Below are 20102 nucleotides of genomic sequence, written 5' to 3' on the forward strand. Positions count from 1 at the left end.
ATAATAAGCAGTACATGATGGTGATTTTTAATTTGATAAAAAGCTAAAAAACGAAACCTTTTAACCGCCACAATTTATGAATTATAGAAAGTACCGGTACAGTTTTATCCTTTCACTTTGCGGTACTTTTGCCTTATCCCCTGTGTGTTTGGCTCAAAAAAAGTCAGCAACGATGAAAAGCGGAAACAAGGTTATTTTTTTTGATGATTTTACAGGCAATAAACTTGATCGTAATAAATGGAACGTTGAGGTAACGGGCATGCATGTTAACAATGAACTACAGGCATACGTGGATACCACTTCTACCATATTTATAGTTAGCGGGGTAGCTGCAGAAGGCGCTAAAAACGGAGCCCTGGTATTGCGCCCGCAATCGCTGCCGGGTTTTAAAACAAAGGATGGACAGGATTTTGATTTTATCTCGGGCAGAATAAATACCCGGAATAAATTTGATTTTATGTATGGCACCGCCGAAGCAAGAATTAAATTGACTGCAGGAGCAGGCCTTTGGCCTGCCTGGTGGATATTGGGCAATGGTATGTGGCCCGAAACCGGGGAAATAGATGTGATGGAATATGTGGGTGAAAAAGATTGGGCAAGTGCGGCAGTACACGGCCCTGGTTACAGCGGCGAAACCCCCTTTGTGAACCGGCAATATTTTGATAAAGGCAATGATGTTACTCACTGGCACGTTTATGCTGTTGACTGGACACCCGATAATCTTGATTTTAAATATGATGGTAAGCTAATGTTCAGGGTAAACAGGCATATGGCCGAGCACTATGGCAAATGGGTTTATAATAACAAAAAATACCTTATTTTAAATTATGCCTTAGGTGGTGCTTACCCAGTAAAAATTAACGGGGTAGCAACCCCTTATAACGGAATGCCTGCTGCTACTGTAGCGCTTATTAAAAAAAAACAGGTAAAAATGTTGGTGGATTGGGTAAGGGTTACTCAAAAAAAATGATTGTTCGTTTTAAAAAAGTGTTGTATATTTAAGATGTTGAATAGAAATGCAAAACGGACATTCTGAAAGTTATTTAAATGAAATGTAACCCATCAGTGGTCCTAATGTTAAAGAAAAGAGGATGTTAGCAAAATTATTAGACGCCTCTTTTTATACCGCTTGATATTCATCAGCATCCAAATAAAAAAAAAGAACAATTTAAGTTAATAATGTTAGTTTACAAACAAACCATTTTAATTGTTTTGTGTATATAGAGGGATATTTGACTTTCTTATAAGAATTTTAAGGCCTTATATCGTAGGTTGTAATTAACTTATTCTTTTGAAAGGGTTGTTTCAACTTACCTGTTATCAAAAACACTTAAAACTAAAAGGTACTAAGGTTAGATGAAAATTCGTTTACTTCTGTTTGTTTTTTTATTTATTATATCTCTGCATGGTTATGGCCAATCATGTTCATTAAGTGTAAGCATTTCATCTTCAGAACCTGGAATTTGTTCGGGTAACACTGTTGCCTTAACTGCTACTCCTGCAGGCGGATCGGGTTCATACAGTTATGCCTGGAGCACGGGCGAAACTACTAACCCGATATACGTTAATAAAGCAGCCCGATATACCGTTATGGTTATTGATAAAGCTTCGGGGTGCAGCGCTAACAGTGACATCACTATTGCTATAAAACCAACCCCCGACAAGCCTACAGTTACCGGAGGAGGTACGGTTTGCCAGGGCACCCGTGCCCACCTCGTTGTGACTTCACCGGCAGGTTCATCATATCAATGGTATACCCAACAAACCGGAGGTACTTCAATTCATACAGGCGCAAGTTATGATACAGACCCAATTATGGGTGCTACTATATTTTTTGTAGAAGCAACCGCCGGGGGGTGTACAAGTTTGAGAACCGCTGTTGGGTTAAATGTTACAAGCAGGCCGGTAGCACATTCTTTGCAGGCATGTTATGGCAGCCCGGTTACATTAACAGTAAGTGGTGGCGACAACTATAAATGGTACACTTCACCCACAGCAACGAATGTGATAAACAGGGGGCCCGATCTTTTTATTTCTTCATTACAACAAACGGTCACTTATTATGTTGAATCAACTGTAAATGGCTGTACCAGCGCACGTACACCTATAGTTGCTAAATTAGCCGCTGCACCAGACGCTCCGGTAGTTACTAACAGCAGCCTTACAGTATGCTCAGGATCTGTAATTACTTTACATGCAAGTGCACCGGCGGGGATTATTGATTGGTACAATACCCCTTCGGGCGGTACGCCTTTGATATCGAGTCCTGATTATACAACTCAATCGCTTACAGCCAATACTACATTTTATGTGCAGGTTACTTTAGATGGTTGTGTAAGTAGCCGTATTCCGGTTACTGTAAAAGTAAACCCCAATCCCCCTACGCCAGCACAACAAACGGTAAACGCCTGCTATAATAGCAGTGCGCATCTTACCGCCAGCTCAACTCCCGGAACCTATCTATGGTATGCCGATGCAAATGGCAGGCACCTGTTAAAAGAAGGAAGTACTTATGATACGCCGCCGTTGACCCACGATGCTACCTATTACATAATGGCAGTTAGCGCTGGTTGTAACAGCGGGCTTAGTCCTGTGAACGTTGTGGTAACTTCGCCGGTTTCGGTTCCAACCGTATTAACCCCGTCAATCAGTTGTTATGGCACTTCTGTTACGCTTACTGCTACCGCTCCCGGGGGTACTTACCAATGGTTTAAAACCGCTACAGATACCGATGCGTTGCCAACAACCGAGAATGGCAAATTTACTACCCCTGTATTAACAGCTACAACCACTTATTATGTGCAAACCACAATAGAAGGGTGTACCAGTAGCAGAACACCAGTGGAGGTTGCTGTTTTGCCACAAATAGCCGCACCCACCACTCAGGACTCGACTGTTTGCGCCGGTAATTCAACAACGCTGACAGCAACAGGTGCAAACGGCGATTATACCTGGTATGATGCAGGCGGAAATCTTGTAAATGCCGGTAGGGTATTTGTAACACCTCCCATAACGGCTAACACCAGTTACTATGTACAAGTAACTGTAAATGGCTGTACAAGCCCGCGTACCGAAGCAAGGGTTACTGTTAATGCTTTGCCACAAGAACCAACTACAGGGCCCGATCCTACGATTTGCTCCGGTGATAAGGCAACCCTTTCTGCAAATGTACCGGCCGGACAAACCATTAACTGGTATGATGTAGCAACAGGCGGCTCGCCAATTCATACAGGAAATACTTTTGTCACACCAGCTTTAAATAACGATAAAACATATTATGTTGAAAATGTATCGGGTACATGTAGCAGTTCACGTGTGCCTGTCAACGTAAAGGTTAAAACAACAAGTACAACCTTTCGGTATCCGTCGGGTACTGTAGCAACCACAAGCGCCGACCCTACACCAACCATCTTTAATCCTTCGGGAGGCGGTACTTTTACGGCTCAACCAGCAGGTATTGTATTTATAGACAACAGTACTGGCCAAATTGATGTTAGTGCCAGTGCGCAGGGTAAGTATAACGTTATATTTACCGGCAGTGGCACCTGCTCCGGTACTTATACAAGTACTATTACAATTATAGATTCCCCATTACCCAGTTTTGTATATGATACGCCTGTTTGCAACGATGGATCAAACCCGTTACCAAAATTTGGACCAGGCGCAAGTGCCGGCGTTTTTAGTGCTCCATCGGGCCTGGTGTTTATAGATGTAAATACAGGCGAAATAGACATTGCAAATAGTATCCCCGGAACTTATACCGTTAAAAATACTATCCCGGCGAGTGGTAATTTCGAAGGAATATCGTCGTCAGCGCCAATAACTATTGCTAAACAAGTTGAAATAAGCGCCGGAGCTAACCAGGTTGCCGCCGTAAATACCCCTGTTACTTTGGCGGGTAGTGTAAGCGGTGCCACGGGAACATGGTCTGGCGGTACAAACAAATTCTCAAATGTGAATGATCCGCACGCTGTATATACGCCGGGTACGGGCGAAAACATTGCTAAGCTTACGTTTTTATCAAGTGATCCGGCAGGCCCTTGTACGCCGAAATCCGCCTCGGTAACTATCACATTTAAAACCGCACCTCCGGCGCCAACCGTTAGGCCGATTCAAACTTGTACCGGAAGCAGCACCACTTTAACGGCTACTGCTCCGGGCGGTAATTATAATTGGTATAAAGATGCTAACGGCGGGACCCCGCTTCATTCGGGCCCGAGTTTTACTACGCCCACGCTTACGGCAACCACAACCTATTATGTTGCAACAACATTAAATGGATTAACCAGTTCGCGAACTCCTGCAACTGTAACCATTTATGATACGCCAGCAGCACCTACTGTAGCTGCAGATACCGTTACTATATGCAGTGGTAATAAAGCCACATTGGTAGCCAGTGGTTCAACCGGCACCTATCAATGGTTTAATGAAAGCGGCCAGCAGATAAGGGCAGGCAGCACTTTAATAACATCATCATTAACCACCAGTGCTTTTTTTAATGTGCGGGGTGTGATAGGGCAGTGTGCAAGCGCTATGAAAAAGGTGTTTGTACAGGTTAACCAAATCCCTTATATCACCAGTTCTTCAACTGATTTGGTTTGCAGCGGCAATCCATTAAATTACACCATTACTGCAAATAATGCTGCAGCTACTTTTTTATGGAAACGTGCAGCTGTACCTGGCATTAGTAATTCGTCAAAATCCGGGCAAACTTCGGCGGTTATTACCGATACATTAATAAATACAACACCCCGGGCTATAGATGTAACCTATGTAATTACACCAATGAATGGCACTTGCTCCGGCACGTCTATTAATTATGTAGTTACGGTTTATCCAACACCTGTTGTTACCAGTTCTAAAACAGATACAATCTGTTATGGTACTTCAACCAATTATGGGATAAAATTTAATACTCCTGCAACAACATTTACCTGGGGCAGGGCAGCAGTATCCGGTGTAAGTAACGCTGCTGTATCCGGTCAGGCTGCTGATACTATACGGGAGGTTTTATTTAATACATCTAGCGCGCCCGTTGAGGTTGTTTACACCATTAATTATAAAACAAATGATTGCGATGGAATACCATTTAACAGATTGGTTACTGTAAACCCACAAATTAATATAACCAGTGATACTTTATCATCAGCCTGCAGTAAAACGCCGCAGGATTACACCATAACATCCAATATAGGCACAGCTACTTTTACCTGGCAGCGTAATGCCGTAGCAGGTATCAGCAATCCTGCGGTTACAAAAACAGGAGCTTTGATAGATGAGACATTGATTAATACTACAAATGGAGCTGTTAAGGTTACTTACATCATAACGCCGGCAGCTTACGGTTGCGCGGGCTTACCTTTTACACATATAGTAACTGTTAATCCCAAGCCGAACCTACCCGTGGCCAACAGCAATTCGCCTGTTTGTGTGGGGAATACCATACAGTTAAATACACCTTCAATAGCCGGGGCTATATACATGTGGACAGGCCCAAACGGATTTTCATCAACATCACAAAAACCTGAAATTCCTGCGACAGAGGCAGCAGCAGGCGTTTATAATTTATTTGTTACGATAGCCGGCTGTACAAGTGATGCCAGCCCTGTTACTGTACAGGTAAATCAGCCACCGGTAGCAAAGGCAAATGGACCGGATATTGCTTGTACCACTGTACAATCTATAGCACTTACGGGATCGGTTTCAGGGGGAACTACAACAGGAGTTTGGTCATCAAGCAACCCTTTAGGTAAATTTTTGCCATCGCCTAACACAGTTGGTAGCGTGCAATACATTCCAACGGATGACGAAAAAGTCGAAGGATCTGTTACCATTACTTTATCATCTACAAGTACAGATGATTGTACTATAAGTACTTCATCAATAGTTATAAAGTACGGGCAAGAGCCCGGGGCCGATGCAGGACCTCAAAACATGAATGTTTGTTCGCAGGATACCCGCATACCATTGACGGGTAAAGTGCTTGTACCGGGAGGTACCGGTTTCTGGACAACTGCGGGCGATGGCACATTTGAATCTGTAAACCAACCCAATGCCGTTTATTTACCAGGTGATAATGATAAAAAAAGTGGCTCTGTAGTTTTAAAGTTCAATGTAAATAATGCCGGCCTGTGTTATACTCCATTTGATTCCGTTAAAATAACATTCTTTGCCCCGCCGGTACTTACTACAGAACATAGAAGATATGTTTTGAAGGATAAGCTTATCACTTTACATCCAACGGTAAGTGATGAAACTGTTACTTATCTATGGACGCCAAATATTGGCATAAGCGATGTGCATGTTAAAGATCCGGTTATAACGGGAGACGTAGACCGTACCTACACCCTTGTAGTAACCGATAGTTTAGGATGTACCGCGTCGGATACTACGCATATAGTAGTATCGCCGCGTTTATTTGTAAACAACGCTTTTTCTCCTAACGGAGATGGAAAGAACGATACCTGGGAAATAACCGGCCTGGTGGCTTTTGAGAATTCAACGGTTGATGTATACAACAGGTACGGCACCCAAATATTTCATTCAAAAGGCTATGGGGTTCCGTGGGATGGCAATTCTAACGGGCAGCCGGTACCAGCCGGAGTATATTATTTTATTGTTGATACCAAGGTAAGCAACCAAAGATTTACAGGTTATGTAACTATTTTGAGATAGCTATTACATAAAAGCTAAAAGCAGAATGCATTAATCTAATGCTTTGCTTATTAATCACATAATTTGATTTATGTGACATGATTTAATAGATTTAATATAATCATTGGTGATAAGTAAGATAGGTACTTAATACCGGCGCTTAATAATACCTTTTGCTTAATGCTAACCCAATATACTCAGGAGATCTGTTTTTGATAGCGATTGAAGGAATGCCGAACCGGTGTTTACCAGGTTATCTGCTAAACTTCTTTTGAATTCCTGCATCTGCATAATTTTTTCTTCAACGGTATCCGGGCAGATCATCCTTACAGCAACCACATTTTTATTTTGCCCTATGCGGTGCGAACGGTCTATGGCCTGGTTCTCAACGGCGGGGTTCCACCATGGGTCAACTATGTAAACATAATCTGCTTCGGTTAAATTTAAACCGGTGCCGCCCGCTTTCATGCTGATAAGGAATACGCTTATTGCCGGGTTATTTTGAAATTCGTTTACTACAGCTTCGCGGTTACGGGTGCTGCCTGTAAGCCAGCTGAAGCCAATTTGGCGGGCTATTAATTCTTTTTTGATCAACTCAAGCATCGAAACAAATTGCGAGAACACCAGTATTTTATGCCGGGGTATTTTGCTTTCAATCTGCTCCATCAGCATATCTATTTTTGCCGATTCATTTCCGGGTGGCTTTTCACCGGTAATTAACAATGGCGAATCGCATACCTGCCGTAATTTTGTTAGCCCCTTGAGCACGTTCATCGGCGTTTTCCTTAATTCATCGCTTGTTGTGGCCGATATAAACTCCCGGAACTCCTTTTCATAGGCATCATAAATTTTGCGCTGTTGCTCCTTCATTTCGCAATACAATACCATTTCGGTTTTTTCGGGCAGTTCGGCGGCTACCTGCTGCTTGGTGCGTCTTAAAACAAAGGGTTTTATTTTGTTTTGAAGTTCTGTAGCCCGTTTGTAGTTTTTAAATTTATCAATAGGCACGGCATAAATATCTTTAAAATACTGTTTGGTTCCCAATAGGCCGGGGCACGCAAAAGAAAGCTGCCCATAAATATCAAAAGTATTGTTTTCGATTGGTGTACCCGTGATGGTAATTCTGTTACGCGATTTCAGCAAACGTGCGGCTTTATAACGTTGCGAATCCGGATTTTTGATTTGCTGCGATTCGTCAAGGAAAATATAATTGAACTGGTAGTTTTTTAAAAAGCTGATATCGGCAAGCAGGGTGCCATATGATGTAAGGATAATTTCATACTGGTTAAAGTCGCTGATACTTTTTATCCTGTCGGCCCCATAAATGGTATGGATCCTGATGGATGGCGCAAACTTTTGCACCTCGGCCTGCCAGTTAAAAATAAGCGACGTAGGTACTACCAGCAGGTTAGTATTGTGATTTGCTTTTTTTCGCTGCGATAGTACAAAAGCGATGATTTGCATGGTTTTACCCAGGCCCATATCATCAGCCAGGCATCCGCCAAAGTTAAAATCATCTAAAAAGTTAAGCCAGTTTAATCCCTGTTTTTGATAGGGGCGAAGGGTAGCATGTAACTCCGGCGGAACTTCAATATCGGTTATCGCATCAAAATCAGATAGTTTTTCGCGATATGTTCTTAGTTCGGTCTTAACTTCCTCGTCCATTAGCTGCTCGTCAAATAGTTCGGCAATGGCCGTGTAATTGATCTTATGGATACTTAGTATATCTTCATCCGTTATTTCGCCGGCATTAAAATATTTAGTAAACTTTTCTATCCATTCCAATGGTAATATGCCCAAAGTACCATCATCCAGCTGTACGTATTTGCTTTTGTTACGTACTGCTTTGTGAACCCGCTTTAAAGTGGTTTTTTTATTGCCGAACCTAATGCCTATTTCGGTATTGAACCAGTTGATGCCGCTTAGTACCCTTATGGTAATATTTACTTTGTTTGGGTTAAGTTTATTTCCTTCCAGTTCGTTAAAACCTAAAACTGTAATACCATGCTTTTTCCAATCTTCAAATACATTTAAAAACCAATATTCCTGCAAAAAATGTCTTTTATGCAGGTAAAAATAATGCAGGTCATTATCCACTTGTTCGGCAAAGTAGGGGTGTTGTTTAATAAGCAGGGCGGTCAGCTCAATTTCGGCTTCATCGTTCCGCTTTACAATAAATTCGTTGCCTTTATGGTCAACCCCGTGAATCGTCCGTTTTGTACGTACCGGTATTTCGGCCTCGCCATAGCGCATTACGGGGATGATCATTACATGGCTGCCAAAATCCGACAGGTAAATAATCTTTTCGGTTTCGCTGGTAAATCCTTGCTGTTTTAACTGAACAGTAGTAGCCGGTTTAATATGCTGGTAAGCAATGTTTATCCTGTCTTCGAGTTTGGTTAACAGGTGTGTTTTAAACTCTTTATATTTAGAATGATGGATAAGCAGGCTTTCGGGGCGTTTTCGCATCAGGTCGATAATGCCTAATAGTTGCATATTATCGGCAAGGTAAAGTGTATCGTTAACCAAAATAAAATAGGTAAACTTAATACTGAGGTCTTTTAGCTGATGTAAAACGTCATTAATTTTAAGCTGCCCCGAGAATTCATAAAATGGCCCCCGGGGATTGATGTTAAGATTAATATCATGTGGAAGTAAACCCACTTTTACCGGGGCTACCGAAGCTGCTGTAATATTATCAGATATCTCGCTGTTATGATAATAAAAATCATACTTCAATGGATTTTTAACAATGGCCCGCAAAGCTAAAATATCTGCTGCCGACCTTTTATTGTTGACGTGATTTTGAAACTTATTAACTCCCGTAAAAAACTTTAACTGCTCATGGTCCTCGGTTTCCCAGATGTGATCTAAAGGGTTTACCGGTTTTAATGGATTCTTTATTTTGCCATCTTTAGTAGTTTGGGCGTGATAAAGCTCAATAAAAAGGTACTTGTAATACTTATGCTGTTTTAAAACAACACAAACAGTGTGGCCGGTATCATCTGCTGATTGCTGATGAGCGGTAATTTCGGGCGCCAGCACCATTTGACTGTATGACGCTAAACTTTCTTTGGTAACAGGGATAAGCGAAGCTAATTTGGGGCGGATTTCGGCTTTTTTGTCCTCATAACTAACCGTAAAGAATGCATCAAGATCGGTTTCATTTTCAAGGCCGTAATCGTGTGCTGCTTTTCTGAGTTTATCATCTCTTAAATGTGCATCGTAAAAAATACGCAGTTCGCTTTTTTTAATAATGGTGGTGAGCACCAAAGCCTGATGCTCACAAAGTTTATGATAAGGGAAGTTGCAGCCGCAGGTAAGTAACAACTGGTTATTTTGCTGAATTAAGGTTACTGCAGGAAAGTTAGCTGCATTATACTCATGGCCAAATGTGCCCTGGTTTATTTCAATTAATTGTGGAATGATATGTTTGTAACCAGTGGGATGGTTATCAAATCCGGCTTCAGATCTTTGGAGTATTATAGTTTCGGTAATAGCTGCAAAAGATATATCATCTATAATGTAGGTATGTCCCTCAAATTCATCTTGCTGTATATCCGTTGCTGTATTCACTAAGTTTCCCTTGCTGCTGTATGTGGTAAATATCCTAAGAAATGGGGACACTTACGAAACAGAATGAGATTTATTGCCAGTTACAGCATTGTTTTTGGTGTTTTGAGAGTGATGAAAAAAGGGACAGCCAGGGCTTGCCGAAGAACAAAAGGCATCATGTTTAGCCAATCGTCCTGTATTATAATTCAAAAAAAGCAGAAATCACATGCCGGTACATCATTTTTAGCTGCTTAATATTTCGTTTAAAAAACCTTTTGGTTAATTATTATGCAAATATGTAAATGATGATTGAGCTATTTTACATCTTTTTGTGTAAAAAACCGGTGCTGTTTACAATTTGGGCTTCAATCGTTGTATACCATAGGGTATTGGAAATCAATTAAATAAATTTGTTTAGCAATAAATATTTATTGATTATTTACCATCAAAATACCAAAGTTATGTGTGGAATTGTAGGTTATATCGGATTTCGTGACGCGTGGCCAATTGTAATAAAAGGCCTTAAAAGATTAGAATACCGTGGTTATGATAGCGCTGGAATTGCGATTATCAACCAGGAGGGTTTTAACGTTTATAAAAAGGTTGGCAAAGTATCATACCTTGAAAACTTTGCGGAGACCCAGGATACAAGCGGATTAATTGCTATAGGCCATACCCGGTGGGCTACGCATGGTGTACCATCTGATCTTAATTCGCATCCTCATGCATCAAATGACAACCGGTTACACATTATTCATAATGGCATCATTGAAAACTATTCAACACTGAAAGAAGAGTTGATAAACCGGGGGCATAAATTCAGGAGTGAAACAGATACGGAGGTTTTAATACATTTAGTAGAAGAAATACAAAATATTGAACAAACAGATTTGTTGGAAGCCGTTCGCCTGGCTTTAAATACTGTTATTGGCGCATATGCCATAGTTATATTAGACAGGGAAAATCCGGGCCAATTGATAGCTGCCCGAAAAGGAAGCCCGCTGGTTATTGGCGTTGGTGAGGGTGAATACTTTATAGCCTCGGACGCAACACCTATTGTAGAATACACGAAGAATGTTATCTACTTAAAAGACAATGAAATAGCGCTGGTTAAACGTGAAGGGCTTTTAGTTAAACGGTTGGACAATGTGATTCAAACGCCGCTTATACAAGAACTGGAGATGAAACTTGAATCGCTTGAAAAAGGTGGTTTTGAGCATTTTATGCTAAAGGAAATATTTGAACAGCCACGTTCAATAAAAGATTGTATGCGCGGGCGCATTATTCCGAAAATGGGTAAAGTTGCGTTAGGTGGGGTTAAAGAATATGCCGATAAACTAAAAAATGCCGAACGGATAATAATTATAGCCTGCGGTACATCCTGGCATGCCGGTTTAGCGGGCGAATATTTAATTGAGGAATACGGGCGTGTTTCTGTAGAGGTTGAATATGCTTCAGAGTTTAGGTATCGTAACCCCATTATCAATGAAAAGGACATAGTAATTGCCATATCCCAATCTGGCGAAACAGCAGATACGATGGCTGCGATTGAAATTGCTAAGGAAAGGGGCGCAACAATTTTAGGTATCTGTAATGTTGTTGGGGCTTCAATTCCAAGAATTACCCATGCGGGCGTTTACACCCATGCGGGGCCGGAGATTGGCGTAGCTTCAACAAAGGCGTTTACCGCGCAAGTTACTGTTTTAACATTATTGGCCTTATATATCGCGCAGCAAAAAGGCACTATCACATCATCAAAACTAACGCGTTTATTAACCGAACTTGAAACCATCCCGGATAAGGTACAATCGCTTTTATCGGATAATGATTTGATAAAAAGTATTGCATCCAAAATTAAAGATGCGACTAACTGTCTTTTCCTGGGTCGCGGCAGCGGTTTCCCGGTAGCCCTGGAGGGTGCGTTAAAATTAAAGGAAATTTCATACATTCATGCAGAAGGGTATCCCGCAGCAGAAATGAAACATGGGCCGATTGCTTTAATTGATGCAGAAATGCCGGTTGTATTTATAGCTACTAAAAACTCGTCATATGACAAGGTTATAAGCAATATACAGGAGGTTAAGGCCCGGAAAGGAATAGTGATAGCAATAGTTACACAGGGAGATACTAAAGTAAGAGAAATGGCAGATCACTGCATAGAGATACCCGATGCTGACGAGGCCTTTTTGCCGCTTTTAGCAACTATTCCATTACAGCTGCTTGCTTACCATATAGCTGTAATGCGGGGATGTAATGTTGACCAGCCGCGTAATCTTGCAAAATCAGTAACCGTTGAATAAAATACCCTGGTAATTATAAATCATAAAAAACCAATTATCTCTATTATATTCAATTAAATGAAGCAGGTGTAAGCCTGCTTTTTTTATGTTTTAATATTTCTTAATCCTGGCCATAAGGTGTTTTCTTCTTTTGTATATTGATGTTTTTTGGCTTGTAAACATTTCCTCCGCCTTTCAGTGTTCACTACCTGGATATGCGCAAAATTCTGCCTGTTTTATTAAGGCATGTATTGATCTTATCCTCACTACCAGATCTCATTTATCCAAATTATCCGCGTAATTTTTGCAAAAAAAAGAAGATGATTGAGATGCAGATTTYGGGTTTTCATTAACGTCTTTTTAACAGTTATGAACATGTTTTACATGCTTTTTTACAGGGTTTGTAAATCATGAYATAGGCAACTTTACACTTTATGTGAAGTGAATACAGTCCCTTTACAATTTAAATTCAATCGTGGAAAACGCTATCCTGTTGAAGTTCAAATAGATAAATTTGATATATGAAACAGTCAAAAAATACAATCTGTTATTTTAAACCAATGAGGAAGAGCGTAATTTTAAGTGGTTGTGTTATATCATTAATGTTAATCACAAGCTGCGCAGCCAAGCGCGATCTGGTATATTTTAGCAACCTGGCAAATGCCACCGTTGTTAATAATCCACAAACTGCCCAAGAGGTTCGCATACATAAAAAAGATATTGTAAGTGTATCTGTTAACAGTTTAAACCCCGAGTCAAATAAACTTTTTTACATAGTTGATGCTCAATCTGGCAAACAAGAAGGATATAAAGTAAGCAAGGACGGAACAATTCAATTACCCCTGCTGGGTGAGGTTAAAGTTGAGGACATGACCGTTGAAGAAGCGCAAGCCACAATTGCTTCGGAATTGACTAAACATGTTAAAAGCCCTGTTGTTGATGTTCGGCTTATTAATTTCAAAATTACAGTGATAGGGGAAGTTAACAGACCGTCGACGTTTGTCATCGCAGACGAGAAAGTAAATTTATTGGAAGCTTTAGGACTTGCCGGAGATATGACCGTTTACGGTAAAAGAGATAATGTATTGGTCATCCGTAACGAGGACGGCAATAAAACCATGACAAGGTTAAATCTTAATAAACTTGAATCAATGAATTCGCCGTATTTCAACCTAAGGCAAAACGATATAGTTTATGTAGAGCCAGATAAGGCAAAAGCAGTAGAATATAGTCAGAATACACGGTTAATGCCCGTTGTTATAGCCTCTATTTCTGCACTTGCAGTTTTGGCCGCGGTACTTTTAAAAAGATAAATATATAACTGTTGCATAATGTTAAAAATAGCTAACATGGATACGAACTTTATTTTAAAACAACCCTTACCTGGCAATAATAACTTTATGGATACTGCAATGCCATATTTAAAACGCTGGTATTGGTTTGTAATAGGTTTGCTTATCACTTTGGTGGCGGTGTGGTTTTATTTAAACTATGTTACTCCTTTGTATAAGATCACCAGTACACTTCAGATCCCAGACGATAAAAAAGGAGACGGTGGGCTTCTTAAAGCCACTGCCTTTAGCGACCTAAACATGTTCCAGGAAACTAAAACTGTTGATAATGAAATGGAAGTTTTACGTTCAAAGGATCTGATATATGATGTATTTAAAAAACTAAACCTCGAAGTTTCATATTTTGACGAGAGCGGATATAAAACAAATGAGTTGTAYGGACAGGACCTGCCATTTGTTGTTACAGTAAAAAAACTGGGTAAAACCGCATATCTTAAAGAACTTCAGCTTCAAACTTATTCGCAAAATACTTTCCTGTTAAAGGAAGCTAAAAAGAGCTGGATATATAAATACGGCCAAATGATACAGCATGCCGATTATGTATTTAAAGTGGATAAAGGCCCGGCTTTTGCTTCCGGCAATCAAAATGTATCTATACTGTTTAAAAATATAACCAAACTGGCGGCAGCCTACAGCGCTGGCTTATTACAGGTAAACCCAGTTATTAAGGAGTCAAATACCTTAGTGTTAAGTATTGTTGATGCGGTGCCACAACGGGGTATCGATATTTTAACCAATATGATTAATACTTATAATGCCGACAATGTGCGAAAGAAAAATCTCATGGCAGTTAATACCATCTTGTTTATTGATAAGCGGCTTAAAACAATGGAAAAGGATCTGTCATCTACAGAAGGCGATATCGAGGCTTATAAGCAGCAAAATGGTGCTTCTGAGATTGGCGCGGGTACACAAGTTAATTTGACAAAATCTGCCGAGTATAATCAATTGCTCGAAGAATCAAATGAGCAGTTAGGTATTGTAAAGTCCATTGAAGCCTATTTAAACGAGCCTGGCAACCAATATGATGCAGTGCCAAGTACAATGGGGTTAAAAGATCCGGTATTGAATACGCTGGTAACCCGTTTTAATGACCTTCAACTTGAAAGAAACAGGATGCTGAATAGTGCAAACCTGAGCAACCCACTCATTGAAAATTTAAGCAACCAGATAGCGAGCCTGCGTGCAAACATTAAAGAAAATTTAAACAACATTAAAAAGGGGTTTGCAATTGGGCATAAACTCCTCACGGAAAACTCGGCAGAGTATGATTCCAGGATTCGTTTGGTGCCATCAATTGAAAGAGGGCTTTTACAGCGGAGCAGAGAACAAAGCGTAAAAACTAACTTATATCAATATTTATTACAAAAAAGAGAGGAGACAGCCTTATCCTTATCTGCCACAATTCCCTCATCACAAGTAATTGATAAACCGGCATATGACCCTAAACCCGAATACCCTAAACAGCAATTAATGTACTTGCTGGGTAGTATTCTGGGCCTGTTCATCCCCGGGTTATTAATTTTTGTAAGTCAAAAACTGAATTTTAAAATTAAACATACATCAAGCTTATTAGGTATTAAAGGGGTAAGGGTATTGGGAGAGCTTTGTCATAACGATGGACAACACAGCCAGGTAGCTATACGTAGAGGAAGTACAACTGTTCTTTCAGAATTGTTTAGGTATATCCGCAGTAATATCGGGATATTGAACCAGGGGCTTCCGCATAAAACCATGCTGATTACCTCATGTATGAAAGGAGAGGGCAAAACCTTTTTTAGCATCAACCTGGCATTAACCCTGTCTTTATTAAATAAAAGAGTGCTGATCATGGAGTTTGATTTGCGTAAACCTGATTTGCTCAAATCTATCGGTCTGGAACAAAAAATGGGCATCACCGATTTTCTTGACGGCGATATTGATTCATTATATGATTGCATTCAGCCATATGGCGAAACAGGAAATTTATTTGTATTGGGCTGTGGAAGAATACCAGAAAACCCATCTGAACTGTTATCAGACGAACGCGTTAATCAGCTTTTTAATTGGTGTAATACTCAGTTTGATTATATTATAATTGATACCTCACCGGTTGGTGCTGTTGCCGACGCCTTTAGCCTGGCTAATTATGCAGATTTGAGCATTTACCTTGTACGTTACAATTATACAAGTACAGYGCAATTAGATGTGCTAAGGGATATTTACGACAACGATAAGCTTAAAAACCTGATGGTTGTATTTAACGATGCAAAGAAAGAAAACCGCCCGGCGTATGCATATGGTGGTTATGGATATGCACCTGTTTATGGTGCTTAGTAGAATAGCTTTAATCATACAGGTTTACCTGTATAGTGGTAAGAATAGGATTTAGTGTTAGCGTATTTGATAGTTTGTATTTTCAACAAAGTGCCATGTAAGTGGAATGGCGAAGCTGTAAACTATTAAAAGAATACTGTTTGTTATAGAATAAGTTAAATTTTTTAAACACAAAACGCCATGTAAGTGGAGTGGCGAAGCTGTAACTACCCAAGATTAGGTTACACGTTCTGTTGAGTTATAAAGATTTAATTTTTCACCGGGTACTATTTTCGGAACCCCTTTTCAAAAAATAAAATACCCCAACCACATCATGTAAGTGAGATGGCGAAGCCATGAATACTCATATAAAATAGCCAGTTAATACACTTTGTTTTATGGAACCTCAACTAAATTTAAACAGAACTCACGTGTCAAGTTTACATGCAAAAAAATGGCTTGTTATATATACCAGGCCTCGGTGGGAAAAAAAAGTCGACAAGCTTTTGAAGGAAAAGGGAATAGAATCTTATTGCCCCCTCAGAGAAGTTGTAAATCAGTGGGCCGATAGAAAAAAGGAAGTAAGCCTGCCTTTATTCAGCTCCTACATATTTGTTAACGTCGATTTGTACGACCAGGCAAATGTTCTTTACACTTTAGGTGTAATGGGTTATGTATATTATATGGGCAAACCTGCTGTGGTTAGAAGCACCGTAATTGAACAAATAAAAGAAAACCTTGCAAATTATAAAGATTTAGAAATTGTGAACTTGCATGGTGTTTCGATAGGTGATACCGTAAAGATAAAATGTGGCGTACTTACAAATCAGCTTGGTAAGGTAATTCAAATACAAGGCAAAAATGTGCTTATGGTTTTTGATACCATTAACTGCGCATTGGTAACACGTGTGCCCCTCCAAAATTTAACAATTCAAAACTCAAACCAAAACCAAAACTATGAAAATTGAACAGTACAAACCTAAAATCGGAATTATAGGCCTTGGCTATGTCGGGCTGCCATTGGCAGTTGAATTTGCTAAGAAATATAAGGTATTTGGGTATGATATCAATGAAAAAAGGATCAACCAACTTAGGTTAGGTATAGATCATACGTTAGAAATTAATGAAGAACAGTTAAAAGCTGTAACAACGCCGGTTTGTACAACACCGGTAGGTTTATATTTCACTGATGAGATTGAAAAATTAAGAGCCTGCTCAGTATACATAGTAACGGTTCCTACCCCGGTTGATAAAAATAACCGCCCAGACTTAACCCCATTAATAAATGCCAGCTTGCTAATTGGTAAAGTGTTAAAAAAGGGCGATATAGTAATTTATGAGTCAACCGTTTATCCTGGCGTTACCGAAGATGAATGTATGCCTGTATTGGAAAAAGCTTCTAATCTTCGTTTTAATGTTGACTTTTTTGCCGGTTATTCTCCCGAAAGAATTAATCCGGGAGATAAATACCATACTGTAGCCAATATTCGCAAAATAACTTCTGGATCGACCCCTAAGATTGCTGATATTGTAGATAAACTTTATAACTCTGTTATAACTGCCGGTACCTTCAAAGCCGATTCAATAAAAGTTGCCGAAGCAGCTAAAGTTATTGAAAACGCGCAACGTGATATCAATATCGCATTTGTGAACGAACTGGCTATGATATTTAACAAGTTGGGAATTGATACACATAAGGTATTGGAAGCAGCGGGCACAAAATGGAACTTTTTAAATTTCAGGCCAGGACTTGTTGGCGGGCATTGTATAGGTGTTGACCCTTATTACCTGGCTCAAAAGGCGCAGGAGGCAGGTTATCATCCCGAAATTATTTTGGCAGGCCGCCGTATAAATGATGCAATGGGCGCATATGTGGCCGATCAATTTATAAAACAAATTACATGCCGTGGTACATCATTGATTAATGCTGAAGTACTGGTACTTGGTTTTACCTTTAAGGAAAACTGTCCCGACGTTAGAAACACACGCGTAATAGACATCGTTCGGCGCCKGGAAGAGTATAAGGTTAAGGTACATATACATGATCCATGGGCTAACGCCGAGCAGGCAAAACGAGCCTATGGGGTAATATGCGAGAACGGAGAATCTAAAAAAAGAACTTATGATGGTATTTTACTTGCCGTAGCACATGATGAATTTAAGGAGATTAATCTTAAAGATATGTGTAAACCCAATACCGTCCTTTATGATCTGAAAGCATTTTTTCCAGATAACATTGTAAACGCCCGCCTGTAAAAATAATATGAGTTATAAAGAAAAAGCTGTTTCGGGCATATTATGGTCTTTGTGGCAGCAGATTAGTGCAAAAATAGTGGGATTTGGTATATCTATCTTCCTTGCCCGCATTCTTGATCCGTCACAATTTGGATTGATAGCCATGTTGTCGCTTTTTATTGCAATTGGTAACTCGTTATTAGATAGTGGTTTAACGGCATCGTTAATTCGTACGCCTGATGCAGATCACCGGGATTTTTCAACTGTTTTTTATTTTAATCTCGCCGGTAGTTCTTTGTTATATGCGTTACTTTTTTTATTCGCTCCACTCATAGCCGATTTTTATAATCAGCCAATATTAAAAGCGGTTGTACGTGTTTATAGTCTTATTTTAATTATAAACGCATTTTTTGGTGTACAAAGCACTTTACTAATTAAGGATATGAAGTTTAAACTGCAAACCAATATTCAAATACCCGCAGCTATTGGAGGTGGTCTTTTGGGTATTGTACTTGCAAAATTGGGTTATGGTGTATGGAGCCTTGTATGGATGGGATTATGTACTTCGTTTTTATCAACAGCTTTGCACTGGATTTATTCACCCTGGCGACCGGGTTTATTGTTTGATAGGGCGCTTTTTAAAAAACATATCAATTTTGGTTATAAAATGACAGTATCGGGGCTAATTGATACCGTATACCAAAACCTTTATTTAATTATCATAGGCAAGTATTTTTCTGCGGCCCAGCTTGGTTTTTACTCCCGCGCCGATTCTCTTAGTCAATTACCAATAAGTAATATTTCGGCAGCCATTAATAAAGTTACTTATCCAATGTTTGCGCAGATAGCTCATGATCCCGTACAGCTAAAAAATGTATATAAAAAACTGATGCAGCAAGTTATTTTCTGGAATGCGCCCGCTTTGATCTTTCTATGTGTGGTTGCCAGGCCATTGTTTCATGTTTTGCTTACGGATAAGTGGTTGCCTGCAGTGCCTTATTTCCAAATTTTATGTGTTTGCGGCATAATGTATCCGTTGCATGCATATAATTTAAACATTTTAAAAGTTATGGGTAAGGGCTCATTATTTTTAAAATTAGAGGTTGTTAAAAAAGTACTATGCGCGGCAGGCATTTTATTATTCATTCCCTTCGGAATTTATGGATTATTATATTTTCAATTGTTTTTCAATTTCGTGGCATATTATATTAACTCAACCTACAGTGGCAGACTAATCTCGTACCCTATAAAAGAGCAAATTGAAGATATTTTACCTATCCTGGCAATATCCGGCACCATAGGTTTTAGTTGTTATTTCCTTAATATCCTTTTAACTAACCTTTTTACCCCGGCGATTATGCACATTGGCATAATAAGCATAATCTATTTTGGGGTTTATTATGGCGCCGGCCTTCTGATAAAACTTTCGGCAATTAAAGATTTTAACCAATTAATCCTAAAAAAATGATTCCTGTAACCAAACCATTTCTGCCAGCAGAAAGCGAATTCAATAACTATGTTAAGAGTATTTGGGAAAGACAGTGGCTTACAAATAACGGCCCTTTAGTAAATACGCTTGAACTGAAATTAAAAGAATACCTGGGAGTTAATCACATGTTATTTGTTTCAAATGGAACATTGGCCTTACAATTGGCAATTAGAGCCCTTGATTTAAGCGGAGAAATTATTACCACACCTTTTTCATTTGTGGCAACAACAAGCAGTATTGTAT

Annotated in this window: 10 protein-coding genes; 9 read left to right on the forward strand and 1 reads right to left on the reverse strand. The window is 39.7% G+C overall.

The window, feature by feature from the left end; all coding sequences use genetic code 11:
- Window positions 1-172: 172 nt before the first annotated feature.
- Both AC1DQW_RS25930 and AC1DQW_RS25935 read left to right on the forward strand, forming a co-directional pair.
- A complete protein-coding gene (locus AC1DQW_RS25930) occupies window positions 173-970 on the forward strand; it encodes a glycoside hydrolase family 16 protein (protein WP_477456704.1) in 798 nt (265 codons plus the stop codon).
- A gap of 386 nt (window positions 971-1356) precedes the next feature.
- A complete protein-coding gene (locus AC1DQW_RS25935; protein WP_477456705.1) occupies window positions 1357-6675 on the forward strand; it encodes an Ig-like domain-containing protein in 5319 nt (1772 codons plus the stop codon).
- Between the two features lie 162 nt (window positions 6676-6837).
- Here the strand turns inward: AC1DQW_RS25935 and AC1DQW_RS25940 are convergent, their stop codons facing one another.
- Window positions 6838-10230, reverse strand: coding sequence for a DEAD/DEAH box helicase (locus AC1DQW_RS25940; RefSeq protein WP_477456706.1), 3393 nt, complete (start codon window positions 10228-10230; stop codon window positions 6838-6840).
- 440 nt (window positions 10231-10670) lie between these two features.
- Between AC1DQW_RS25940 and glmS the strand changes: the two genes are divergently transcribed.
- The 7 genes from glmS to AC1DQW_RS25975 all read left to right on the forward strand — a co-directional run.
- Entirely contained in the window at window positions 10671-12509 is a 1839-nt protein-coding gene (gene glmS, locus AC1DQW_RS25945; RefSeq protein ID WP_477456707.1) for a glutamine--fructose-6-phosphate transaminase (isomerizing), read from the forward strand.
- Between the two features lie 539 nt (window positions 12510-13048).
- Entirely contained in the window at window positions 13049-13801 is a 753-nt protein-coding gene (locus AC1DQW_RS25950) for a polysaccharide biosynthesis/export family protein (protein WP_477456708.1), read from the forward strand.
- Between the two features lie 36 nt (window positions 13802-13837).
- Window positions 13838-16156, forward strand: a complete 2319-nt coding sequence (locus tag AC1DQW_RS25955) for a GumC family protein (RefSeq protein WP_477456709.1) — start codon at window positions 13838-13840, stop codon at window positions 16154-16156.
- Window positions 16157-16566: 410 nt separating this feature from the next.
- The gene (locus AC1DQW_RS25960) at window positions 16567-17103 is read left to right on the forward strand and encodes a UpxY family transcription antiterminator (RefSeq protein ID WP_477456710.1); all 537 of its coding nucleotides are present in this window, start codon (window positions 16567-16569) and stop codon (window positions 17101-17103) included.
- Window positions 17093-18391 (forward strand): nucleotide sugar dehydrogenase, encoded by a 1299-nt coding sequence (locus AC1DQW_RS25965; RefSeq protein ID WP_477456711.1) that lies wholly within the window; start codon window positions 17093-17095, stop codon window positions 18389-18391. The genes AC1DQW_RS25960 and AC1DQW_RS25965 overlap by 11 nt, the downstream gene beginning before the upstream one ends.
- 7 nt (window positions 18392-18398) lie before the next feature.
- Window positions 18399-19838 carry a lipopolysaccharide biosynthesis protein gene (locus AC1DQW_RS25970; protein ID WP_477456712.1) on the forward strand — a complete coding sequence of 480 codons (1440 nt, stop codon included), beginning with the start codon at window positions 18399-18401 and terminating at the stop codon, window positions 19836-19838.
- The coding region (locus AC1DQW_RS25975) for a DegT/DnrJ/EryC1/StrS family aminotransferase (protein ID WP_477456713.1) at window positions 19835-20102 on the forward strand (268 nt) is incomplete at its 3' end. The genes AC1DQW_RS25970 and AC1DQW_RS25975, both read left to right, overlap by 4 nt.

It is taken from the genome of Mucilaginibacter sp. P5_A4, from assembly GCF_056400605.1.

What these genes read in the sequence shown, in the direction of transcription:
- glmS (WP_477456707.1), top strand. Translation starts at nt 10,671, where the DNA reads ATGTGTGGAATTGTAGGTTATATCGGATTTCGTGACGCGTGGCCAATT.
- AC1DQW_RS25935 (WP_477456705.1), top strand. Translation starts at nt 1,357, where the DNA reads ATGAAAATTCGTTTACTTCTGTTTGTTTTTTTATTTATTATATCTCTG.
- AC1DQW_RS25970 (WP_477456712.1), top strand. Translation starts at nt 18,399, where the DNA reads ATGAGTTATAAAGAAAAAGCTGTTTCGGGCATATTATGGTCTTTGTGG.
- AC1DQW_RS25950 (WP_477456708.1), top strand. Translation starts at nt 13,049, where the DNA reads ATGAGGAAGAGCGTAATTTTAAGTGGTTGTGTTATATCATTAATGTTA.
- AC1DQW_RS25930 (WP_477456704.1), top strand. Translation starts at nt 173, where the DNA reads ATGAAAAGCGGAAACAAGGTTATTTTTTTTGATGATTTTACAGGCAAT.